Origin of the sequence: Rhodococcus sp. ACPA4 (assembly GCF_002300185.1) — a bacterium.
In the GTDB taxonomy this organism is placed as follows: Bacteria; Actinomycetota; Actinomycetes; order Mycobacteriales; family Mycobacteriaceae; genus Rhodococcus_F; species Rhodococcus_F globerula.
Genome location: NZ_NSDY01000001.1, coordinates 4,788,979 through 4,806,737, shown reverse-complemented (window position 1 = coordinate 4,806,737; position 17,759 = coordinate 4,788,979). Strand labels below are relative to the sequence as shown.

Below are 17,759 nucleotides of genomic sequence, written 5' to 3'. Positions count from 1 at the left end.
ATTTTCGAGGAGTGAGTATTGATGACTGTCGTGTTCTGCACCTATCGCACCGTCAATACTCACGATTCTTCGTACTCGAGGACACCTTCACCATGCCAGAAAACAGCACATTACTGACCGAATACGGTTGGAACGCAACACTTTCGGAAACATTCGACGCACTGCTTGTCAATTCACCTGACACGGAACCTGGGCGCGTCATACGCGTGGACCGCGGCCAGTGTGACATTGCCGTCGCGACCGGTACCGTCCGCGCACTCAGTGGCAGCAATTCGCTGTGTACCGGCGACTGGGTTGCAGTCTCCAAAGTCACGCGCGCCAACACAACGCCCGCCAACACCACGCCCGTCAACACCACGAGTGAGACCGAAACACCCTCGGTCACTTCGATACTCCCACGATCGAGCAGCATCGTTCGATCCGCCGCATCCGGAAAATCCGAAGGTCAGATACTGGCCGCGAACGTCGACACCGTCGTCATCACCACAGCGTCGGACGGCGACGTCGACCTCGGACGCATCGAGAGACTACTCGCACTCGCATGGGAAAGCGGCGCAACACCGGTCGTCGCGCTCACCAAAACCGATGCAGCTCCTGATATTTCCGCCGTTCTTGCCGAAGTTTCCGCCGTCGCACCCGGCGCAACAGTGCTCGCCGTCAGTGCCGAAACCAGCGAGGGAATGGACATACTCGACGCAGTTCTGGACGGCACCGTGGCGATACTCGGTCCTTCCGGCGCCGGCAAATCAACTCTTGCCAATGCGCTCCTCGGTGATACCGCCGCGAGCTGCGTACTCGAAACGGGCCGGGTGCGGGCCGGCGACGGCAAAGGACGCCACACCACCGTGACAAGAGAACTGATTCCGTTTTCCGGCGGCCGGACGCTCATCGACACTCCGGGGCTGCGGGGCGTCGGCATGTGGAACGCCGGCGAGGGTATCGACAAGACGTTCCCCGAGATCGAGGAACTGATCTCGGCCTGCCGGTTCTCCGATTGCGCACACAACTCCGAGCCTGGGTGCGCGGTCGTGGGCGCACTCGAACGCGGTGATATCGACGAGCGCAGACTCAGAAGTTATCGGAAACTACAGCGGGAGAACGCGTGGAACGCCGCACGCAGCGACGCCCGTTTGCAGGCGGAACGCACGCGAGAGATCAAGGTGCTCTCCCGCCGCATCAAGGATCATTACCGGGGCCGAAGACAGTAACGGCCGAACCCTGGCAGCATGGGGGTGATCCCGACGAGAGGTTGCCATGTTCGAGCAGTTCCGTTCCAGCGCCAGGACCAAGCTTCAGCGTGCGGTATCCGAGGTGATCGAGAACGCCGACCGCCATAATGCCGAGCGCACACGGCAGATTCTCGACGAACTAACGCGCTCGCACGACGAACTGGCCGGGGCCCGCGAAGATATCGCGGGCCTTCGGAGCAGAATCGACGAACTGGAATTCCGCCAACGCCGCGACCTTGCCTACGCAGTCGATTTGGAAGCAACCGCGTCGAGCGCGTCGTTCATCCTGGAACACATGCGGGTGGCGCAGACGTTCGGTCATCCTCACGACACACTGCGACACGCATTGAATTTGGTCGAGATTCCAGGAATGGCACTCGAATTCGGCGTCGCATCCGGAACGACCTTGAAGATCATCGCCGACGAATTTCACGAACGTGATGGCATCGTTGCCGGCTTCGACGTGTTCTCCGGGCTACCGGAAACATGGCGAACCGGATTTCCGGCCGGTGAGTTCGCCCAGGAATCTCTCCCCGAAGTACCTGGGGCACAACTTGTTCCAGGACTCTTCGAGGAAACACTACCGACCTTCCTCGATCAGGAACGTGAAACCGTGGCGTTCCTGCACGTCGACGCCGACCTCTACTCGTCGACCAAAACGGTGCTCGATCTACTCGGAGACCGCCTAGTCCCGGGATCGATCATCGTGTTCGACGAATTCTTCAACTACCCCGGGTGGCAGAACCACGAATACCGGGCGTGGACGGAATACGTCACACGCACCGGCATCTCCTTCGAGTACGTCGGTTACACCTTCGACAACGAACAGGTGATAGCCAAGATAGTCAGGTGAGAGTCACTTCTCGTACAGGCGAGCCCAGTTCTCGCGGCTGGTGAGCTGCGGGAACTCCCGGGCGAATGCCTCAGCGACACTTGGCGATTCGGCCAGGAATCGCTTGATCACGCCGGCAAGGCGACCACTCATCTCGGCAGCCGTCTCACTGTCGAAGCGGCGTTCACGCACGCCACCCTGCGAAGCGTCGGTCACGAAGACATGATCGAAGCGTCCGACGTGCCACCACTGCGCGTCCTCGTAGGAGATCGCCACCGGACCCCGCTCGAGCTGGTTGCGAGCCTGCATCACAGCGCGTTTCGCAAGAACAAGATCGGTCCACAGGCCGGTCTTGGGACTGGGCGCAACGCGGCGAATCGGCAGTCTTCCCGGCAACTCAGACGCCGGACGAGTCACCGTCTCCGGGAACCGCTTTCGTTCCTGGTTGATCGTCGCCAATGCCTTCTGTCCACCGTCGGCCAAGCCCGCCGGGCCTTCCAGGAATCCCTCGATCGCCCGGATCTGTGTGTGCGCAAGGCCGTACTGCAAACCGACTATCGAATGCGAAATGTCTCGCGCCAGTTGCTTGGCCAGTGTCTTCGGCGCAAACCCTGGATCGAGTGCCGCGGTGATCAGACCGTTGCGAGTACTGAAGTAGTGGGCAAAACCGTCGACGTCCTTCCAGTAGAAGTCCGCATGCCAGACCGCGGCCGACGGCAACGTGATGGTGGGGATTCCGGCCCGTCCGGCGCGCAGGCTGTACTCGACGTCGTCCCACTGGAAGAACACCGGGAGGGGCAGCCCGATGCGTTCGATGGCTTCAGCGGGGATCAGGCACGTCCACCAACCGTTGTATTCGGCGTCCACTCGGCGTTCCGGCAGCTTCTCGAGCACGCTCCGGTTACGGACCCCGTGCTCGTCGGTCGGCACACCGCGCTGAAGGGTGCCCAGATCGACGCGTTCACCCGAAGCCAACAAGTAGTCGGGATTGAACAGGAAAAGCATCTGAGCGCCGATCAAGGCCGGTTCCGTTGTCATGTTCGCAAACGCACTCAGTCGAAGGACCGATTCCGGTTCACACAGAATGTCGTCGTCCATCAAGATCACGTCGGAGTGCGGTCCGGCCTCCGAAGCCTCGTACAGTCCTCGCGTGAAACCGCCGGCACCGCCCAGGTTCGCCTGCCGCAGGTACTGCAGGCGCGATCCGAACTTCTTCGACACTTCCTGGAAAAGCTCACGACTCTCCACCGGATCGGTGCCCTGATCGACGACGTACAACGCGTCGAGCAACCCCAACACGCGTTCGTCGGACGCAAGAGCCTCGACGGTGCGCGCACAGTCGTCGGCGCGGTTGAACGTGCAGATCGCTACCGCTACCGGCCGGATCAGCTTCGGTGAAACGACGGACCATTCGACGTCGTCGACAACTGCGCCGCCGCCCTGCGCTTCGAACTGCAACCACAGCGCGCCGCCGTCGACAAAAGTGTCGAGAGGCGCCGTCATGGAAATCTGCTCGGTTCCGGTAACAACGACATTGGTCACGATACGACGGTGACCACCGATGTCGGACGCCTGAATTTGAACGCGGCAGGCCGTCTCGGCTACGACGCGCGCGGTGACGGTGACCTCGGTGACAGCCGTCCACCGCTGCCAGTAGCTGGCCGGAAATCGACCGAAGAAAGTATTGGTGTGCGCAACAGCTCCGGGCTGAAGTCGCAGTTCGAACCGAGATCGTGTCGACATGCCGACCTTGGTTACGGCGTACAACTCGTCACTGGCGACGGGAGAGGTTCCGGTGAACAACGTGCGCTGCGCGACCAGGCGATCCGAGCTCGCACGATGTTCGATCAACTCGACCCCGCTGTCGGACTGCCCGGTGTCGGACTGGCCATCGGTCACTTTCACGGTATCCACACCTCGCAGGGTATCGCGAACCCGCTCACCCCCGCGGCAAGCACCAGGCCACGCTGGTTCTACCCGCGGTACCCCGGGCCGGCCACCGCGGCCAGCTCCTTCTTCCTCCGGCGAAGCGACAACAATCCGTTTGCCATTTGAATGACGTCCTTGGGCGAAATCCGGCTTGCATGCGCGAGGTGATCGTCACTGAGACGAATCGGAACCTCCACAGGGCGCACGCCCGCCAATTCCAGCGCGTAGTCCAGTTCCGTCGTAAACAGAAAACCTCGCTCGGCCAAAGCCGGCGCGATCTGGCGCACCAAGGTGCCGTCGACGATGAACGTTCCCTGCGGATCACCCGTCCGGGTACCCAATATGGCTCGCCGAAGGGTGGCAAATCCACCGGTCATGATCGCTCTCAACAGGCCACGCTGCACCTCGGATTCCGCGTGGGCCTTCGAACCGATGACCACAGGAGGAACAGACCCCAAATCAGCCATCACACGGTTCGCGCCTTCGATGTCGCCGAAACCGAACGGCAGATCGTCCGCGGTGAGCAACACCCGCTCTCCCCGTGACGCGATGATTCCCGCGCGCAGTGCCGCACCCATGCCTTTGTCACTGGTCATGGGGCGGAAAGTCACGGCCGGCCAGGACCAGGCAGCCGACAACGCGGCACACACGTCCGCAGTGTTATCCGTGGAACCGTTCTCCACGACGATGATCTCGACGGGGTTGGTGCTCTTGGCAGGGTTGGCGCTGAAGTACTCGGCGAACTGTCGCACCGTCGACTCCAGTACCTCACCTGAGTTGTATGCGGGGATGACCACCGAAAGCTCCGGCGTAGCTGATTCCCCACGAACGGGTTCCGTCCGCGATGTCGCCACGTGCCGATCTCCTTCTTCCCCGACTGCAGTTCGAACTCGTCGGAATACTACGCTCCAAGGAAATGGGCTCCGAGAAACAGGGCTCTGAGGGACAGGGCACGCCCCGGGCTCCGAAGTACAGCCATCGACTCGACGACGAAAGCACATCGTGAAATCTGACTTGCCGCTTGCTCAACGCGTAGTGCCGCCGATTCTGCTCGCCGCTCTGGTTTCGATCGTCGCGGCAATCCCACTGATTTCCAATCGCTGGTTCTACTACTGGGACGACAGTGCAGCAGCTTTCACGCCGGGATGGCACACGATCGGCGAACGAATTCTGTCCGGTTCGTGGCCGACGCTCATTCCCGAATTGTGGGCCGGTGGAAACGTCACCGCCGAAGCCCTTTACGGGACATACAATCCCGTGATCCTTCTGGATTCGGTTGCCATCGCGCTCATTCCGAACCTCGGCATCGGGATCACGCTCGTCAAAATGCAATTCATGGCCATACTTGCCGTCGGTGTCTACCTCGTGGCTCGGCAGTACGGCGCAAACCGGTCGATGGCATTCATCGCCGGCTTTGCCATGCCATTCGCCGGTTACACGCTCTACTTCGACGCTTCCAGTTGGGCATCCGGACTGATCGCCTTCGCGTGGATCCCGCACGTGTGGTGGTCGACGCGGGCCAGTGCACTCGGGCGCGTGAATCCGCTGGTACCGATCGCATTCGGCTATCTCGCCATGACCACCGGAAACCCGTACGGAGCGGTTGGCGTCGCTGTCGTCTATATCGCCGTCATCGCGGAATGCATCGCGATCAAACGGGCAGGCAGTATCCGGTCACTTCTCATCAGTGCCACGGCGATCATCATGATGTCGCTGATCGTGTACCTGCCACTTCTGTTCACCACCGGCGTATCCGTGCGCACGCAGTCCGGCATCGCGAACGACGGCTCGCTACGCCCCGATCTCGGTGATCTGATCAACGTTTCAGGACCTTCCAACCAGCCGTACGTCACGGCATTTGCATCACCTGCCATGACGATTCCCCTGGTCTACCTGGCTTGGTTCCTGATCCCGCTTGCTCCCTGGATTCGATGGAGTTCGCTCAAGACGCTGGGGCGTCACAGTGTTTCGCTCTTCGTCTTCGGCGGAATCTACGTGGTGCTGCTTCTCGGCCCGTCGAATCTGTGGCTGTTCCGTTGGCCGGCAAGACTTCTCGAATACGGCCAACTGCCCGCCATCGTTGTCACGGCGGTTGCTCTGTCCGCAGGCTTGCAGCGTGATCGAATCCGCGCGCGATCGACCATCACCGCAGGATTGTTGGCGCTCCAGTTCTATCTCGCCTGGTCGAATGTCCCCGAAGACATCGGCATTCACTTCGCATCGCTGCTCATCACCGTGGTTCTGACGGCCGTCGCTCTGATCGTGGCCTACCGGAAACCCCGCTACCTGGCAGGTGCACTCGCGGCCGGCATCGTCGTAGTGCTCAGTGCCCAGACAAACTTCTGGTTCACCGGAAACTACAACGTCACACCGTGGAAGTTCCCGCGGCAGATCGCGTTCCTGGAGTCGAAATTCGAAGACCGATACCAAGGAACAACTTTCGCCATCGCCGATCCCGTCAACATTCCGCTCGACAACCAAACCGGACAGTGGGGAGATTTGCTGTTCGGAAATGCCTGGCAGCCTGCGGGCGTCGACGCCGTAAACAGCTACGCGGGAATCAGCTACAACGACTTCGTTCAAGCCCTGTGCCTGAACTACTACGGCGGCGTCCAGTGCCCCGACGCAGTCGATCGACTACTCGCCGAGTCACCGGGCACCGGCGTGTCCTGGCTCGACGCGATGCGCATCGATACCGTCGTCGTTCAGAATTCCGGACCGTACGGTGGAAAAAACGCACTCGACGCCCTTCCCGAGAGCGACTGGACCGTCTCGCCCGATCGCGTCGTCACGGTCGGCCGCCGCACCACCGATCACCAGTGGCCGGACGGTCGTGTCTCCGCAACCACACCGGGACTCGATGTTCAGGGCGACGCCGCCGCAACGGACACCCGGGAAACCGTCGAGTACACCGGATCAGGCACGGTCACCTTCGCCCTGCTCGCCTGGCCCGGCTGGACCGCAACCGTAGACGGGCAGTCGGTGGAAACGAAGGCCAGCCCCGGCGGCTTGTTGCAAGTCGATCTACCGCCGAGCGCCGACGCCGGATCGACACTCACCATCGAATTCGCCCCGCCTGGAAGCACATTCGGATGGGGCATCGCCGGCGTCGGGCTACTGGTCGCCTTGTCTCAAGGCGCCTGGGCGTTCCGAACGCGGCGCAATCAGGAAGAAAGCGTCGCAGCGAGCGCAGATTCCGTGACTTCGTGAACCGCACGGTGAGCGGGCAGAATTGACGCCCGCTCACCGTCCGCATCACCCGTTCCCTGCACCAACCCGAGGAAATGCGTCAACTGCGCTGCCAGCGGCTCCTCGCTGTAACGGATCGTCGGAATCTCGATGACCGTCTGCTGCTGGTAGCCGTCCCGATCGGTGGGCATGTTGTCGTCGATGTGACGGTAGATCGTGATGTCGCGACGAAGCAGATCGATCTCGATGAGTCGATCAGCCTCGAGCAATGACAGTTGACGGATCTTGCGCTGGCTGATTCGGCTGGCCGAAATAGTCGCCACCGCACCCGAATCGAAACGCAGCACAGCGTCGGCGCAATCTTCCGACCGGTTCTGCACGGAAGTCGGATGGAAGTATCCGAACTCGCCTTTAGCCAAACTCGGCTCCGAACCGGCAAATCCGATAGCCAAGTCGATGTCGTGAATCAACAAGTCTGTCGCGACGCCCGTCGGAATGCGAGAAACGAACGGAGAGTGACGAATACCGTTAACCTGCCACACATCGCCGGAGAACTCGCGTGCAGTGCGAACAGCTGGATTGAAGCGTTCGAGGAGACCGCACATCAGCGGAACACCGGACGCGCGTGAACGATCGACCAAGTCGACGCTCTGCTCGTATGTCGCGGCCAACGGCTTCTCCACCAGAACGGGCTTACCCAGATCGAGAACCCGTCCGGCCAACTCGTAGTGGGCCGGTGTGGCTGCGGCGATCACCACGGCGTCGATACCGTCGAGTGTGTCGAAATCCGCAGCCCAGCGCGTATCGAACCGCTCCGCAACAGCTTTGCCCTGTTCCTCGCGCGGCTCGATCAACAACTCCAACTCGCACAAAGCCGACTGCGCGATGACACGCGCATGCAGCGAACCCATCTGACCGGAGCCGACAAGGGCAATACGGGGCTTGCTCGTGGTCATTTTCAGGCCTCCATAGCGCCGCGCACTGCGGCAACGATCTGATCGACATCTCCGGCGGACAATGCCGCGTGGACCGGAATACTCAAGCACCGCGACGCCACCGACGTCGCAACCGGCGTGTCCTCGATCACCACACGGGGATGTTCGCGGTAGCACTCGTAGTCGTACACAGCCTTGGGGTAGTAGATCCCGCTGCCGATGTCCTTCGCTGCGAGACGCTCGCTCAATTCGTCGCGAGAAATCGGTGCGTCCTCGGCCAACAACAAGGTGAACTGGTGCCAGACATGTCCGCGGCCGGACAGTTCAGCCGGCAGGATCAGCCCGTCGACATCTTTCAAACCGACTCGTAAGGCTTCCGCATTGCGTCGACGCGCCTCGACCTGCTGCATGTACGTCGCCATCTGCGGCAGCGCCAAGCTTGCCTGTAGGTCGGTCATCCGGTAGTTCTGGCCGACCATCTCGTACTGGTAGCGAGCCCGCATACCCTGGTTACGCAGGACACGAAGTCGGTCGGCTGTCGCGTCGTCGTCAGTGGTGATCATTCCGCCTTCGGCGGTCGTGAGGTTCTTCGTCGCGTAAAACGAGAAGCAGCCCAACCCGAAACTGCCGGCGCCGCGTCCCTCGAAGGTCGCACCGTGAGCTTGAGCAGCATCCTCGACGACGGTCAGGCCGTGCGTCGTGGCCAAGGGCATCAACGCCCCCATGTCAGCCGACTGGCCGTACAGGTGGACTGGCATCAGCACCTTCGTACGATCGCCGATTCGGGCTGCAGCGGCAGCGGGGTCCAGATTGAAATCGGACTCGGAAATGTCGGCGAACCTGGCCGTCGCACCGGCCTCGAGAATCGCATTCAACGTGGCAACAAATGTGAACGGCGTGGTCAGAACCTCGTCACCGGGCTGCAGATCCTGAACCTGAAGTGCCGCGATCAGCGCCGTGGTGCCGTTGTTCACCGCCACCGCATGACGAGTACCGACCAAAGCCGCGAACTCGTCCTCGAGCCGCTTGACCTTGGGGCCCTGCGCGACGATCCCCGATCGCAGAGTGTCCAGCACCTCGCGCTCGACTTCTTCCCCGAACGAGATACTGGATATCGCGATCACTGAGTTACCTCCGATAGATTCATTCGACTGTCGTCGGAACGAAATACTCCGACAACCAACGAAGCGTATCGAAACGCAATTCGATACTTCGAGAGGATTCCGGAACACGCATGTCTTCACGACCTGACTGCCATATCCATCCCACCGCCCTGGTCGGCGCCGAAGTACTGATCGGAACCGGTGTGACGATCGGACCGAATGCAGTCCTGACCGGTCCACTCGACATCGGCGACGACTGCTGGATCGGGGCGGGAGCCGTGCTGGGAGCACCACCGGAGATCCTCGGCGCACACCATCCCACCTCGTGGTCCGACAGCGCGGGCCTCGGAATCCGCATCGGCGCCCGAACCACAATCCGTGAACTGACCACCGTCCACCAGGGCAGCGAACGACGCACTGAAATCGGTGACGATTGCTTCGTGATGAACCGTGTCGGCATCGAACACGACGTTCAGGTCGGTGACCGGTGTGTCGTGTCGTCCGGGACTACGCTCGCCGGGCATGTCAGCGTCGGAGACGGCGTCAATCTGGGGATGCATACCGTCGCTCATCAACGACGCGTCATCGGATCCGGATCCATGATCGGTATGGGAACCGTGGTGGTCAAAGACGTTCCTCCGTTTGCCAAGGCCTTCGGCAATCCGGTGTTACTGCACGGCGTCAACCGGATCGGTATGAGCCGTTCGGGCATCTCCGAAGAAGCTGTCGAGGCAGTTGCGGCGATCTACGCCGCCGGAAGCTTCGACGGTCTGGCCGCCTTCCCGGATTCTCTGCGCGACGCCTTCACCTGGTGGCGCGAACGGGCCGACAAACCACTCGTTGTGTAGCTGGGAGAACCCTGGTTGGTATCGTCAGGCAAATGACGAACGGGTGGGAAGTTTCAGGCGCGTGAGTACACCCCCCGAATCCGAACATCCCAAACCCGAAATGCCGGTCGACGATGTCGAGCCAGCCGCGAAGCCGAACACTCTGCGCGGACTGCTCGTCAACGGATTCAAAGTTCTGGTCACCGTCGCGATCGTCATTGCAATCATTTTTGCGGTGAAGTCCCAATGGGCCGCCGTCAAAAGCACGATCACCGAACTGAACTGGTGGACGCTCGCTGCGTCGTCGCTGTTCATCTTCCTCGGCATGGGCGCCGCAGTGCGATCCTGGCAACACGCACTCGGTGCCCTGGAACAACCGATCCCGGCGTTCGACGCTGCCCGCGCTTATCTGGTCGGCCAACTCGGCAAGTACCTTCCCGGCAGTGTGTGGGCATTTGTGCTGCAAACGGAACTCGTGAGGCGCGCCGGCGTGTCCCGGGCCGCAGGCTTTGTCGCAGTGCTGGTCACGGTCGGGTTGAGTACAACTTCGGCGTTGGTCGTGGGACTCTTCGGTCTACCTGCTCTGTTCGAGGTCAGCACGGTAGCAGCGGTCGGCGTGATCATCCTGGTACCGATCGCATTGGTCTGCGCGTACCCACCCGTCCTCACCCGTTTGGTGAACCTCGCGCTGAAATTGCTCCGCCGCGCACCCCTGCACAAACCGCTCACAATGCACAAAATAGCCCTCGCGCTGGGTTGGTGCGCAGCTAGTTGGGTGCTCTACGGCATCCAACTGTGGCTGCTCGCGTCCAGCTCGGCGGGATTCGAAATTCGTGGGCTCGTCCAATGCATCGGGGCTCTCGCCCTCGGTATGTGCGCGGGCGTCCTGGTATTTGTCGTCCCGTCCGGAATCGGTGTCCGCGAAGCCGTCATCGTCGCGGCGCTTTCGCCGTTCATGGATGCGGGCGTCGCGCTCGGCCTCGCGCTGGCGTCGAGGCTGCTCTTCACCCTCTGCGAAGTCTTTGCCGGCGTCGTGGCTGCGCTCTCGGGATCGCGGGTCCTGCGCAACGCTCTCGTGCACGAGCGTTCCCGGGTACCCGCTCCCAGCAAAGCCTGAGCTGACAAGTCCAGTAAGCCGCTCAGTCCACGACAGCTTCCGAAGCTGAATAGCCTGCCTCGGTGACAGCCTTCTGTGGACGCCACCACTGTTCGTTGTCGCGATACCACTCCACGGTGGCTTCCAATCCACTGCGGAAATTGCGATACCGCGGCTGCCATCCCAGTTCCCGTTGAATTCGCGTCGGATCGATCGCGTAACGCATATCGTGGCCTGGACGGTCAGTGACAAAGTCGAATTCGTCTGGTTTGCGCCCGAAAATCTCGAGCAGGGCTGCAATCACCGTCCGATTATCCGTTTCACCATCCGCGCCAATCAGGTACGTTTCGCCCGACTTGCCTCGTTCCAGGATGTCCCAGACCGCACGATTGTGATCGTCGACGTGAATCCAATCGCGAACGTTGCGACCTTCCCCGTACAACCGGGGACGCACACCGTCGATCAGATTTGTGATCTGGCGCGGGATGAACTTCTCGACATGCTGAAACGGGCCGTAATTGTTGGAGCAATTGGAGATCGTTGCCTCGATCCCGAACGAACGCACCCATGCCCGCACAATCAGATCGCTCGACGCCTTTGACGCCGAATACGGACTCGAAGGGTTGTACGGCGTCGACTCGGTGAATCGCGTCGGGTCATCCAGTTCAAGATCGCCGTACACCTCGTCCGTCGAGATGTGGTGATACCGAACCTCATGCGCCCGAACAGCCTGCAGCAGCGAGAACGTGCCCATCACGTTGGTTCGGATAAACGGTTCCGGATCACTCAACGAATTGTCGTTGTGGCTCTCCGCCGCAAAATGCACCACCGCATCGGACCGCGCTACCAACTCGTCCACCAAGCCCTGATCGGCGACGTCACCGTGAATGAAGTGGATACGATCCTCCACCTCGGCAAGTGAGCTCCGATTACCGGCATAGGTGAGAGCATCGAGAACCGTAACCTCGACGCCTGGACGCGAAGTCACCGTCTGGTGAACAAAATTGGCGCCGATAAACCCGGCACCCCCGGTGACCAGCAGTCGCACGTTCATCTCCTCAAGCTTGCCGAACCCTTCGAACCTTACCGCCCGTCGGCGCCTGACCGGTTTGCTCGTCGGATCTGACCGCTTTGCCCATTAGTGCCCGATCCGTTTGCACATCGGTGCCCGATCCGTTTGCCCATCGGTGCCCGATCCGTTTGCACATCGGTGCCCGATCCGTTTGCTTCGATATGCGCACGTGAAGGACACTGCACGTATGCGTGGAATCATTCTGGCCGGCGGCACAGGCTCTCGCCTGCACCCGATCACTCTCGGAGTGAGCAAGCAGATGCTGCCGATCTACGACAAGCCGATGATCTACTACCCGCTTTCCACCCTGATGTTGGCGAACATTCGCGACATTCTCATCATCACCACGCCGCACGACTCCGAACAATTCAGGCGCCTACTCGGTGACGGTTCCCAATTCGGGGTCAATCTGACCTACGCGATCCAGCACGAACCGAACGGACTCGCAACAGCATTCGTCCTTGGCGCCGAACACATCGGGAGCGAATCTGTTGCACTTGTCTTGGGCGACAACATCTTCTACGGTCCGGGTCTGGGCACCCAGTTGAAGCGATTCTCCGACATCGACGGAGGGGCGATCTTCGCCTACTGGGTCTCCGATCCCACCGCCTACGGGGTCATCGAGTTCGACGACGCCGGACGCGCGATCTCCATCGAGGAAAAGCCGGAATCCCCGAAATCGAACTACGCCATACCCGGACTGTATTTCTACGACAGCGACGTTGTGGACATCGCGCGAGACCTGAAGCCCTCCGACCGAGGCGAATTCGAGATATCCGACGTCAATCGCCACTACCTCGACGCGGGTCGTCTACAAGTCGATATCCTCCCCCGTGGAACCGCCTGGCTCGACACCGGCACCTCGAACTCCCTTCTCGAAGCCGCAAACTACGTGCGGACAATCGAGCATCGTCAGGGCCTCAAAATCGGCTCACCAGAAGAAGTTGCCTGGAGGCAGGGATTCATCACCTCCGACCAAATGCGCTCCCAAGCAGAAACATTGGGTAAATCTGGCTACGGCGATTACCTCCTCGCCTTACTCGAACACGGCAAGGAATGGTGACATGGACATCCGCGAACTGAAAATTGCCGGAGCTTGGGAAATCACTCCCCGACAGTTCGGAGACAACCGCGGCGTTTTCCTCGAATGGTTCAAGAGCTCAGCATTCACGGCCGCAACAGGCCGCAACCTCGAACTGGCGCAAGCTAATTGCTCGGTTTCTGCAGCGGGCAGTCTGCGCGGAATCCACTTCACCGACACACCTCCCGGGCAAGCCAAGTACGTCACTTGCGTCAAAGGGGCGTTCCTCGACGTGATCGTCGACCTGCGCGTCGGATCCCCGACATTCGGCGAATGGGATTCCGTCCTGATCGACGACATCGACCGCAAAGCGGTCTACCTGTCCGAAGGCCTGGGGCACGCCATTCTGTCCCTCGAGGACGGATCGACCGTCATGTATCTCTGCAGCATCGAGTACTCCCCGCAATTCGACCGCGACCTCGACCCTTTCGATCCGGAACTGAACATCGCCTGGCCAACAACCGACCGGGCAGGTCACCCCCTGGCCTATGAACTGTCTGCAAAAGATAGTGCCGCACCATCACTCGAGGCACTTCGCACGCAAGGACTCTTGCCCAGGTTCTAGGGGCCCAGGTTCTAGGCGCCCAGGTTCTAGGCGCCCAGGTTCTAGTGCCCCGTTTTGTGACCGCATCACCGCCGAATCGGTAATCTGCACCAAAATAGATACACCGGTACTGGTAACCGACGGGCATGGGTACACAGGCGACATGGGTACACCGACGACATGGGTCCACGGATGAGCGAAGACAGTGGTAGCCGCGGCACCAAACGGGGCCTGTGGATCGCCGTACTGCTCGTCCTGGGACTCGGTGGTCTCACGCTGGCCGCGCCGCCGCTGACACCGAGCTCACTAATACCGAACTCACTGCAACCGAACTCACTGCAACCGAACGCCCAGTCACCCGTCACGGTCATCACCACCACCCCGCCGCCGCCTGCGATTTCGCTGACGCCACAGGAACTGGTCGCGCGGGTCGTCTCCAGCATTGTCACCATCACTTCGTCCGCCAGGTTCACCACCACGGCAGGAACAGGTATTGTCCTGTCTCCGGACGGGGTGGTCTTGACCAACCATCACGTGATCAGCGGTGGCACCGAAATCACGGCCGTGAACATGTCCAATGGACTGATCTACGACGTAGAAGTACTCGGTTACGACAGCGGCCAAGACCTCGCAGTACTCCGGCTCGTCGGAGCGTCCGACCTTCCAGTTGCCACCGTGGGAAGCTCACAGACAGCCGCGCGAGGTGATCCGGTTACCGCCATCGGAAACGCGGACGGGGAAGGAGTTCCACTTCCTGCGCTCGGCACCATCACCGGTTTCGGGGTCACAGTCAACACTCGCAATTCGACGGATGGCTCACGAAATCAGCTGAAGGGCCTCATCGAGGTCAATGCCGACATCCGGCCCGGCGATTCCGGCGGACCACTTGTGAATGCTGCTGCCGAATTGATCGGAGTCAGTAGCGCCGGCAATGCCATCGCCATCGAAGATCGAACGGAAGTCTCACCCGCCCCGCAGTCTTACGCGATCCCGATCGACACGGCGCTTCCGATTGTCGACCAAATACTCAGTGGTCGCTCCTCGGAGACGGTACGTGTAGGCCCCACGCCGGTGCTCGGCGTAGCAGTCAAAGATCACGTGGGCTCCCCGCCTGGTGCGGAAGTGGTTGCAGTGAGCTTCGATTCGCCAGCAGAGCTTGCCGGGTTGACCGAAGGTGACGTGATCACGAATTTCGGGGGAGCTCCCATCGCCTCGACGTCCGACCTGAATATCGCGATGAGCATGCGTCACCCTGGCGATACGGTCGACCTGATCTGGTTCGACGCGCAAGGCCAACAGCGGTCAGGTTCCCTCGTCCTCGACGAGGGACCGCCGCGTTGAACTGCCACGTTGACCTGTATCAAGCTCTTCAATTCGGCTCAGGATCTTGATCCTCTCTCGAAGACCGTCTCTGCCGATTCGGGTCTCCTCGATGTAGTTTCTTGCGCCACGCAATGATCGAATGCGCTCGTTCCAGCAATTCTCGTGGATGGTGCCGGGAGTTCACTCGAGGCCGCCGTTCCGGATCGATATGCGCCGGCGGTGTCCACTCCGTTCTTCCGGTGTACCCGTCGTTCTCGTTCCGCGCGTTGGTGATCCAGCCCTGCGAGCCCTTTTTGACGAGACCGTGGCAGCTGTCGCAGACGAGTGTGAGGTTTTCGATATCGGTGAGCCCGTCATCATTCCATTCGGTCATGTGGTGGACAGCGCACCGCGAGGGTGGTGCGTCGCAATCGGGCCGCGTACATCCCCGGTCAGCTGCAATAAGTGCCAGGCGCTGATCAACAGTCGCGAGGCGCTTCCCACGACCGAAATGCAGCGGGCGGCCGTCATGATCGAAGAGAACCAACACCGGATGGGATTTCTCGGACATCGCGAGCGCGTCCCGAATCGGCAGAATACCGCCGGTTGCCGTGGTTGCCACGCCACCGATCGATTCCTCCAACTGCTCCAATGTCATGGTGACGATGACTGTCGCGGGAAGGCCGCGATGGTTGCCCAGCACACCTCCGTCGAGGACACATTTCAACAGCGCTGAAAATGCGTCGTGGTTTCGCTGACCGGCGGTACGTGTGTCACGTGACGCGGCTGCCGCAATTGCCGACTCGCCCACCTCAAAGCAGTCCCCGCCAGGTGATTCCGGATCATCCGGGTTGTTCATCCCTGGTCTCGCCCATTTGGCCAGCACAACATCAAGTTGTGCCTTTGCAACCGGATCGAGCTCACCGGAGATCCGTGCCATCAGATCTGCGTCCTGTCTGCGCACACTGAGGTACCGCCGACGTCGCCGATCCCTGTCATCGGTTAGTTCACCGTCTGGGTTGAGCCAAGCCAATGCCTCGATGCCGGCAGCCGTCACTCCTTCCGGAGTGCCCGTGCGCGCGTATTCGGCGAGCACCATTTCGAGGCTTTGTCGGTCTTCGAGTTCAAGTGCCGCAGGCGCTTTGTGCATGACATCCGCGATCGCCGATATGTGATCACGGCCGATATCCCCGTCACGTGCTGCATCAGCGGTTTCGGGGAGCACCGCGGGAGTCTGCTCCCCGAAGGCCGAAACTTGTTGCACCACAGACCGTGCCGCCCGCACACGCCGTGACGCGTCCGACGCAGAAATACGGAGAACCTGCACGAGCAGTTGATTCGGCGACCGAAGCCCCTGTCCCACGTGCAGGCTACGTTCCATTCCTTCGGCCACGAGTTGATAACCAACAGCATCGATCAGCCGAACTGTTCGCTCGAGATCTCGCAATGCAGAGATGATTCCGTCGTCGGTCAACGCCGCAGACGAGCACTGCACCAATTCTTCGGCAGCGCACGACAACACATCGACCAACTGGCGATGACCCCCGTCATCTGGTGCAATATCGCTCACTGAACCCCCCGGTTCGAACTTGCACCACACCCTATTCCGAGGGTCCGACAAGAAACTCCAGCAAGACGAGCGTCAGATGAACACCGTCAAGACTCAGGCGATGCGCGCCCGAATAAACGTTGCGACGTCACGGAGAGCTGCACGGCTTTCGGGCAGACTCGGCCACACCGCTGGGAAAGCGTGAATCTGCCCGTCCCAGATTTGCAGTGAACATTCGACACCGGCTATCGAAAGTCGTTGCGCCATCAGTTCCGCGTCCACTCTGAGCACTTCGGATTCCGCTGCTATCAGCAGCGACGGCGGAAGCCCTGCAAGGTCTCCGTCGACCGGCGACGGCATTACGCCGCCCAACGAACCGATTGCTGTCAAAGCAGAAACCGGGGCGATGACATCGCGTCGAGCATTGGCGTGTGCAGATTTTGCGGTGCAGTCCAGGTCGAGGAATGGCGACAACCCAACCAACCCTGCAGGCGCAAGATCAGTGGCAGCCGCCGCCAACGCTGTGGCAAACACCAGAAATCCGCCCGCCGAATCACCGGCGAAGACAGTCTTTTCCGGTAATCCGCCCTGCGCGAGAAGCCAGTGATACGCGCTCAGGCAATCATCAACCGATCCACTGATGCTCGTGTACGGCAACTGCCGGTACGCAAGATGCAACACCGGCAAACCTGTCCGCTTGGCAATGCTCGCAACCACTGGACGATGTGTGTTGAGGCCACAACACATGAAGCCGCCCCCGTGCAGGTACAAAACCGCTCCGTCGCGAATATCGGCCGTAGAACCGGCTGTGCGCACCAGTTCTCCGTCGAAGCCCGATCCCCCGCCGAAATCAGGAAAACGAATCATCTCTCGATCGATTCCCGACGGAATTCGCATCCGTGCCGCCGAGTCCAATACCGCTGCGCGCCGAATTGCGCCGTATGTCAACGGCGCCACTCCGACAACCGGACGCACCATCGCGCGACACACGTTGTACAGAATCCGCGACGAGGTACTCGGGCTGCCGAACCGCGTGCCGGTTCGGCGAGTGATTATCGGAGACGGGGACAT

General features: G+C 60.9%; 15 protein-coding genes. 8 read left to right on the top strand and 7 right to left on the bottom strand.

Annotated features, from left to right (window positions below):
* Positions 1-92 precede the first annotated feature (92 nt).
* The gene (gene rsgA, locus CJ178_RS21950; RefSeq protein WP_095888095.1) at positions 93-1,208 is read left to right on the top strand and encodes a ribosome small subunit-dependent GTPase A; all 1,116 of its coding nucleotides are present in this window, start codon (positions 93-95) and stop codon (positions 1,206-1,208) included.
* A 46-nt stretch (positions 1,209-1,254) separates the two neighbouring features.
* Positions 1,255-2,082, top strand: coding sequence for a TylF/MycF/NovP-related O-methyltransferase (locus tag CJ178_RS21945; RefSeq protein WP_033235135.1), 828 nt, complete (start codon positions 1,255-1,257; stop codon positions 2,080-2,082).
* A 3-nt stretch (positions 2,083-2,085) separates the two neighbouring features.
* Here CJ178_RS21945 and CJ178_RS21940 read toward each other — a convergent pair whose 3' ends face one another.
* Both CJ178_RS21940 and CJ178_RS21935 read right to left on the bottom strand, forming a co-directional pair.
* Positions 2,086-3,966, bottom strand: coding sequence for a glycosyltransferase (locus CJ178_RS21940; RefSeq protein ID WP_179300833.1), 1,881 nt, complete (start codon positions 3,964-3,966; stop codon positions 2,086-2,088).
* A gap of 68 nt (positions 3,967-4,034) precedes the next feature.
* Positions 4,035-4,844, bottom strand: coding sequence for a glycosyltransferase (locus tag CJ178_RS21935; protein WP_095887659.1), 810 nt, complete (start codon positions 4,842-4,844; stop codon positions 4,035-4,037).
* A 148-nt stretch (positions 4,845-4,992) separates the two neighbouring features.
* Between CJ178_RS21935 and CJ178_RS21930 the strand changes: the two genes are divergently transcribed.
* Positions 4,993-7,200: a hypothetical protein gene (locus CJ178_RS21930; protein WP_095887658.1), complete on the top strand. Its 2,208-nt coding sequence runs from the start codon at positions 4,993-4,995 to the stop codon at positions 7,198-7,200.
* Here the strand turns inward: CJ178_RS21930 and CJ178_RS21925 are convergent.
* Together CJ178_RS21925 and CJ178_RS21920 are read right to left on the bottom strand one after the other, a co-directional pair.
* On the bottom strand, positions 7,155-8,135 hold the full coding sequence (locus CJ178_RS21925; protein WP_033235138.1) for a Gfo/Idh/MocA family protein: 981 nt from the start codon (positions 8,133-8,135) through the stop codon (positions 7,155-7,157). The two genes, CJ178_RS21930 and CJ178_RS21925, sit on opposite strands and share 46 nt — an antisense overlap.
* A 2-nt stretch (positions 8,136-8,137) precedes the next feature.
* Positions 8,138-9,238: a DegT/DnrJ/EryC1/StrS family aminotransferase gene (locus tag CJ178_RS21920; protein WP_045066372.1), complete on the bottom strand. Its 1,101-nt coding sequence runs from the start codon at positions 9,236-9,238 to the stop codon at positions 8,138-8,140.
* A 110-nt stretch (positions 9,239-9,348) separates the two neighbouring features.
* On the opposite strand from CJ178_RS21920, the gene CJ178_RS21915 reads away from it, so the two are divergent.
* Together CJ178_RS21915 and CJ178_RS21910 are read left to right on the top strand one after the other, a co-directional pair.
* Positions 9,349-10,065, top strand: a complete 717-nt coding sequence (locus tag CJ178_RS21915) for a DapH/DapD/GlmU-related protein (RefSeq protein WP_095887657.1) — start codon at positions 9,349-9,351, stop codon at positions 10,063-10,065.
* 100 nt (positions 10,066-10,165) lie between these two features.
* Entirely contained in the window at positions 10,166-11,161 is a 996-nt protein-coding gene (locus CJ178_RS21910) for a lysylphosphatidylglycerol synthase transmembrane domain-containing protein (protein WP_033235141.1), read from the top strand.
* Positions 11,162-11,183: 22 nt separating this feature from the next.
* Here CJ178_RS21910 and rfbB read toward each other — a convergent pair whose 3' ends face one another.
* On the bottom strand, positions 11,184-12,188 hold the full coding sequence (gene rfbB, locus CJ178_RS21905) for a dTDP-glucose 4,6-dehydratase (protein WP_045066849.1): 1,005 nt from the start codon (positions 12,186-12,188) through the stop codon (positions 11,184-11,186).
* Between the two features lie 211 nt (positions 12,189-12,399).
* Here rfbB and rfbA point away from each other — a divergent pair, with 211 nt between their 5' ends.
* The 3 genes from rfbA to CJ178_RS21890 all read left to right on the top strand — a co-directional run bounded on the left by rfbA (position 12,400) and on the right by CJ178_RS21890 (position 15,178).
* Complete coding sequence (rfbA, locus tag CJ178_RS21900) at positions 12,400-13,275, top strand: glucose-1-phosphate thymidylyltransferase RfbA (protein WP_033235232.1); 876 nt, start codon at positions 12,400-12,402, stop codon at positions 13,273-13,275.
* A 1-nt stretch (position 13,276) separates the two neighbouring features.
* On the top strand, positions 13,277-13,858 hold the full coding sequence (locus CJ178_RS21895) for a dTDP-4-dehydrorhamnose 3,5-epimerase family protein (RefSeq protein ID WP_092805623.1): 582 nt from the start codon (positions 13,277-13,279) through the stop codon (positions 13,856-13,858).
* 171 nt (positions 13,859-14,029) lie between these two features.
* Positions 14,030-15,178: a S1C family serine protease gene (locus tag CJ178_RS21890; RefSeq protein ID WP_095887656.1), complete on the top strand. Its 1,149-nt coding sequence runs from the start codon at positions 14,030-14,032 to the stop codon at positions 15,176-15,178.
* A gap of 28 nt (positions 15,179-15,206) precedes the next feature.
* Here the strand turns inward: CJ178_RS21890 and CJ178_RS21885 are convergent, their stop codons facing one another.
* Both CJ178_RS21885 and CJ178_RS21880 read right to left on the bottom strand, forming a co-directional pair.
* Positions 15,207-16,709, bottom strand: coding sequence for an HNH endonuclease signature motif containing protein (locus CJ178_RS21885; protein WP_257013307.1), 1,503 nt, complete (start codon positions 16,707-16,709; stop codon positions 15,207-15,209).
* 93 nt (positions 16,710-16,802) lie between these two features.
* A complete protein-coding gene (locus tag CJ178_RS21880; protein WP_095887655.1) occupies positions 16,803-17,759 on the bottom strand; it encodes an alpha/beta hydrolase in 957 nt (318 codons plus the stop codon).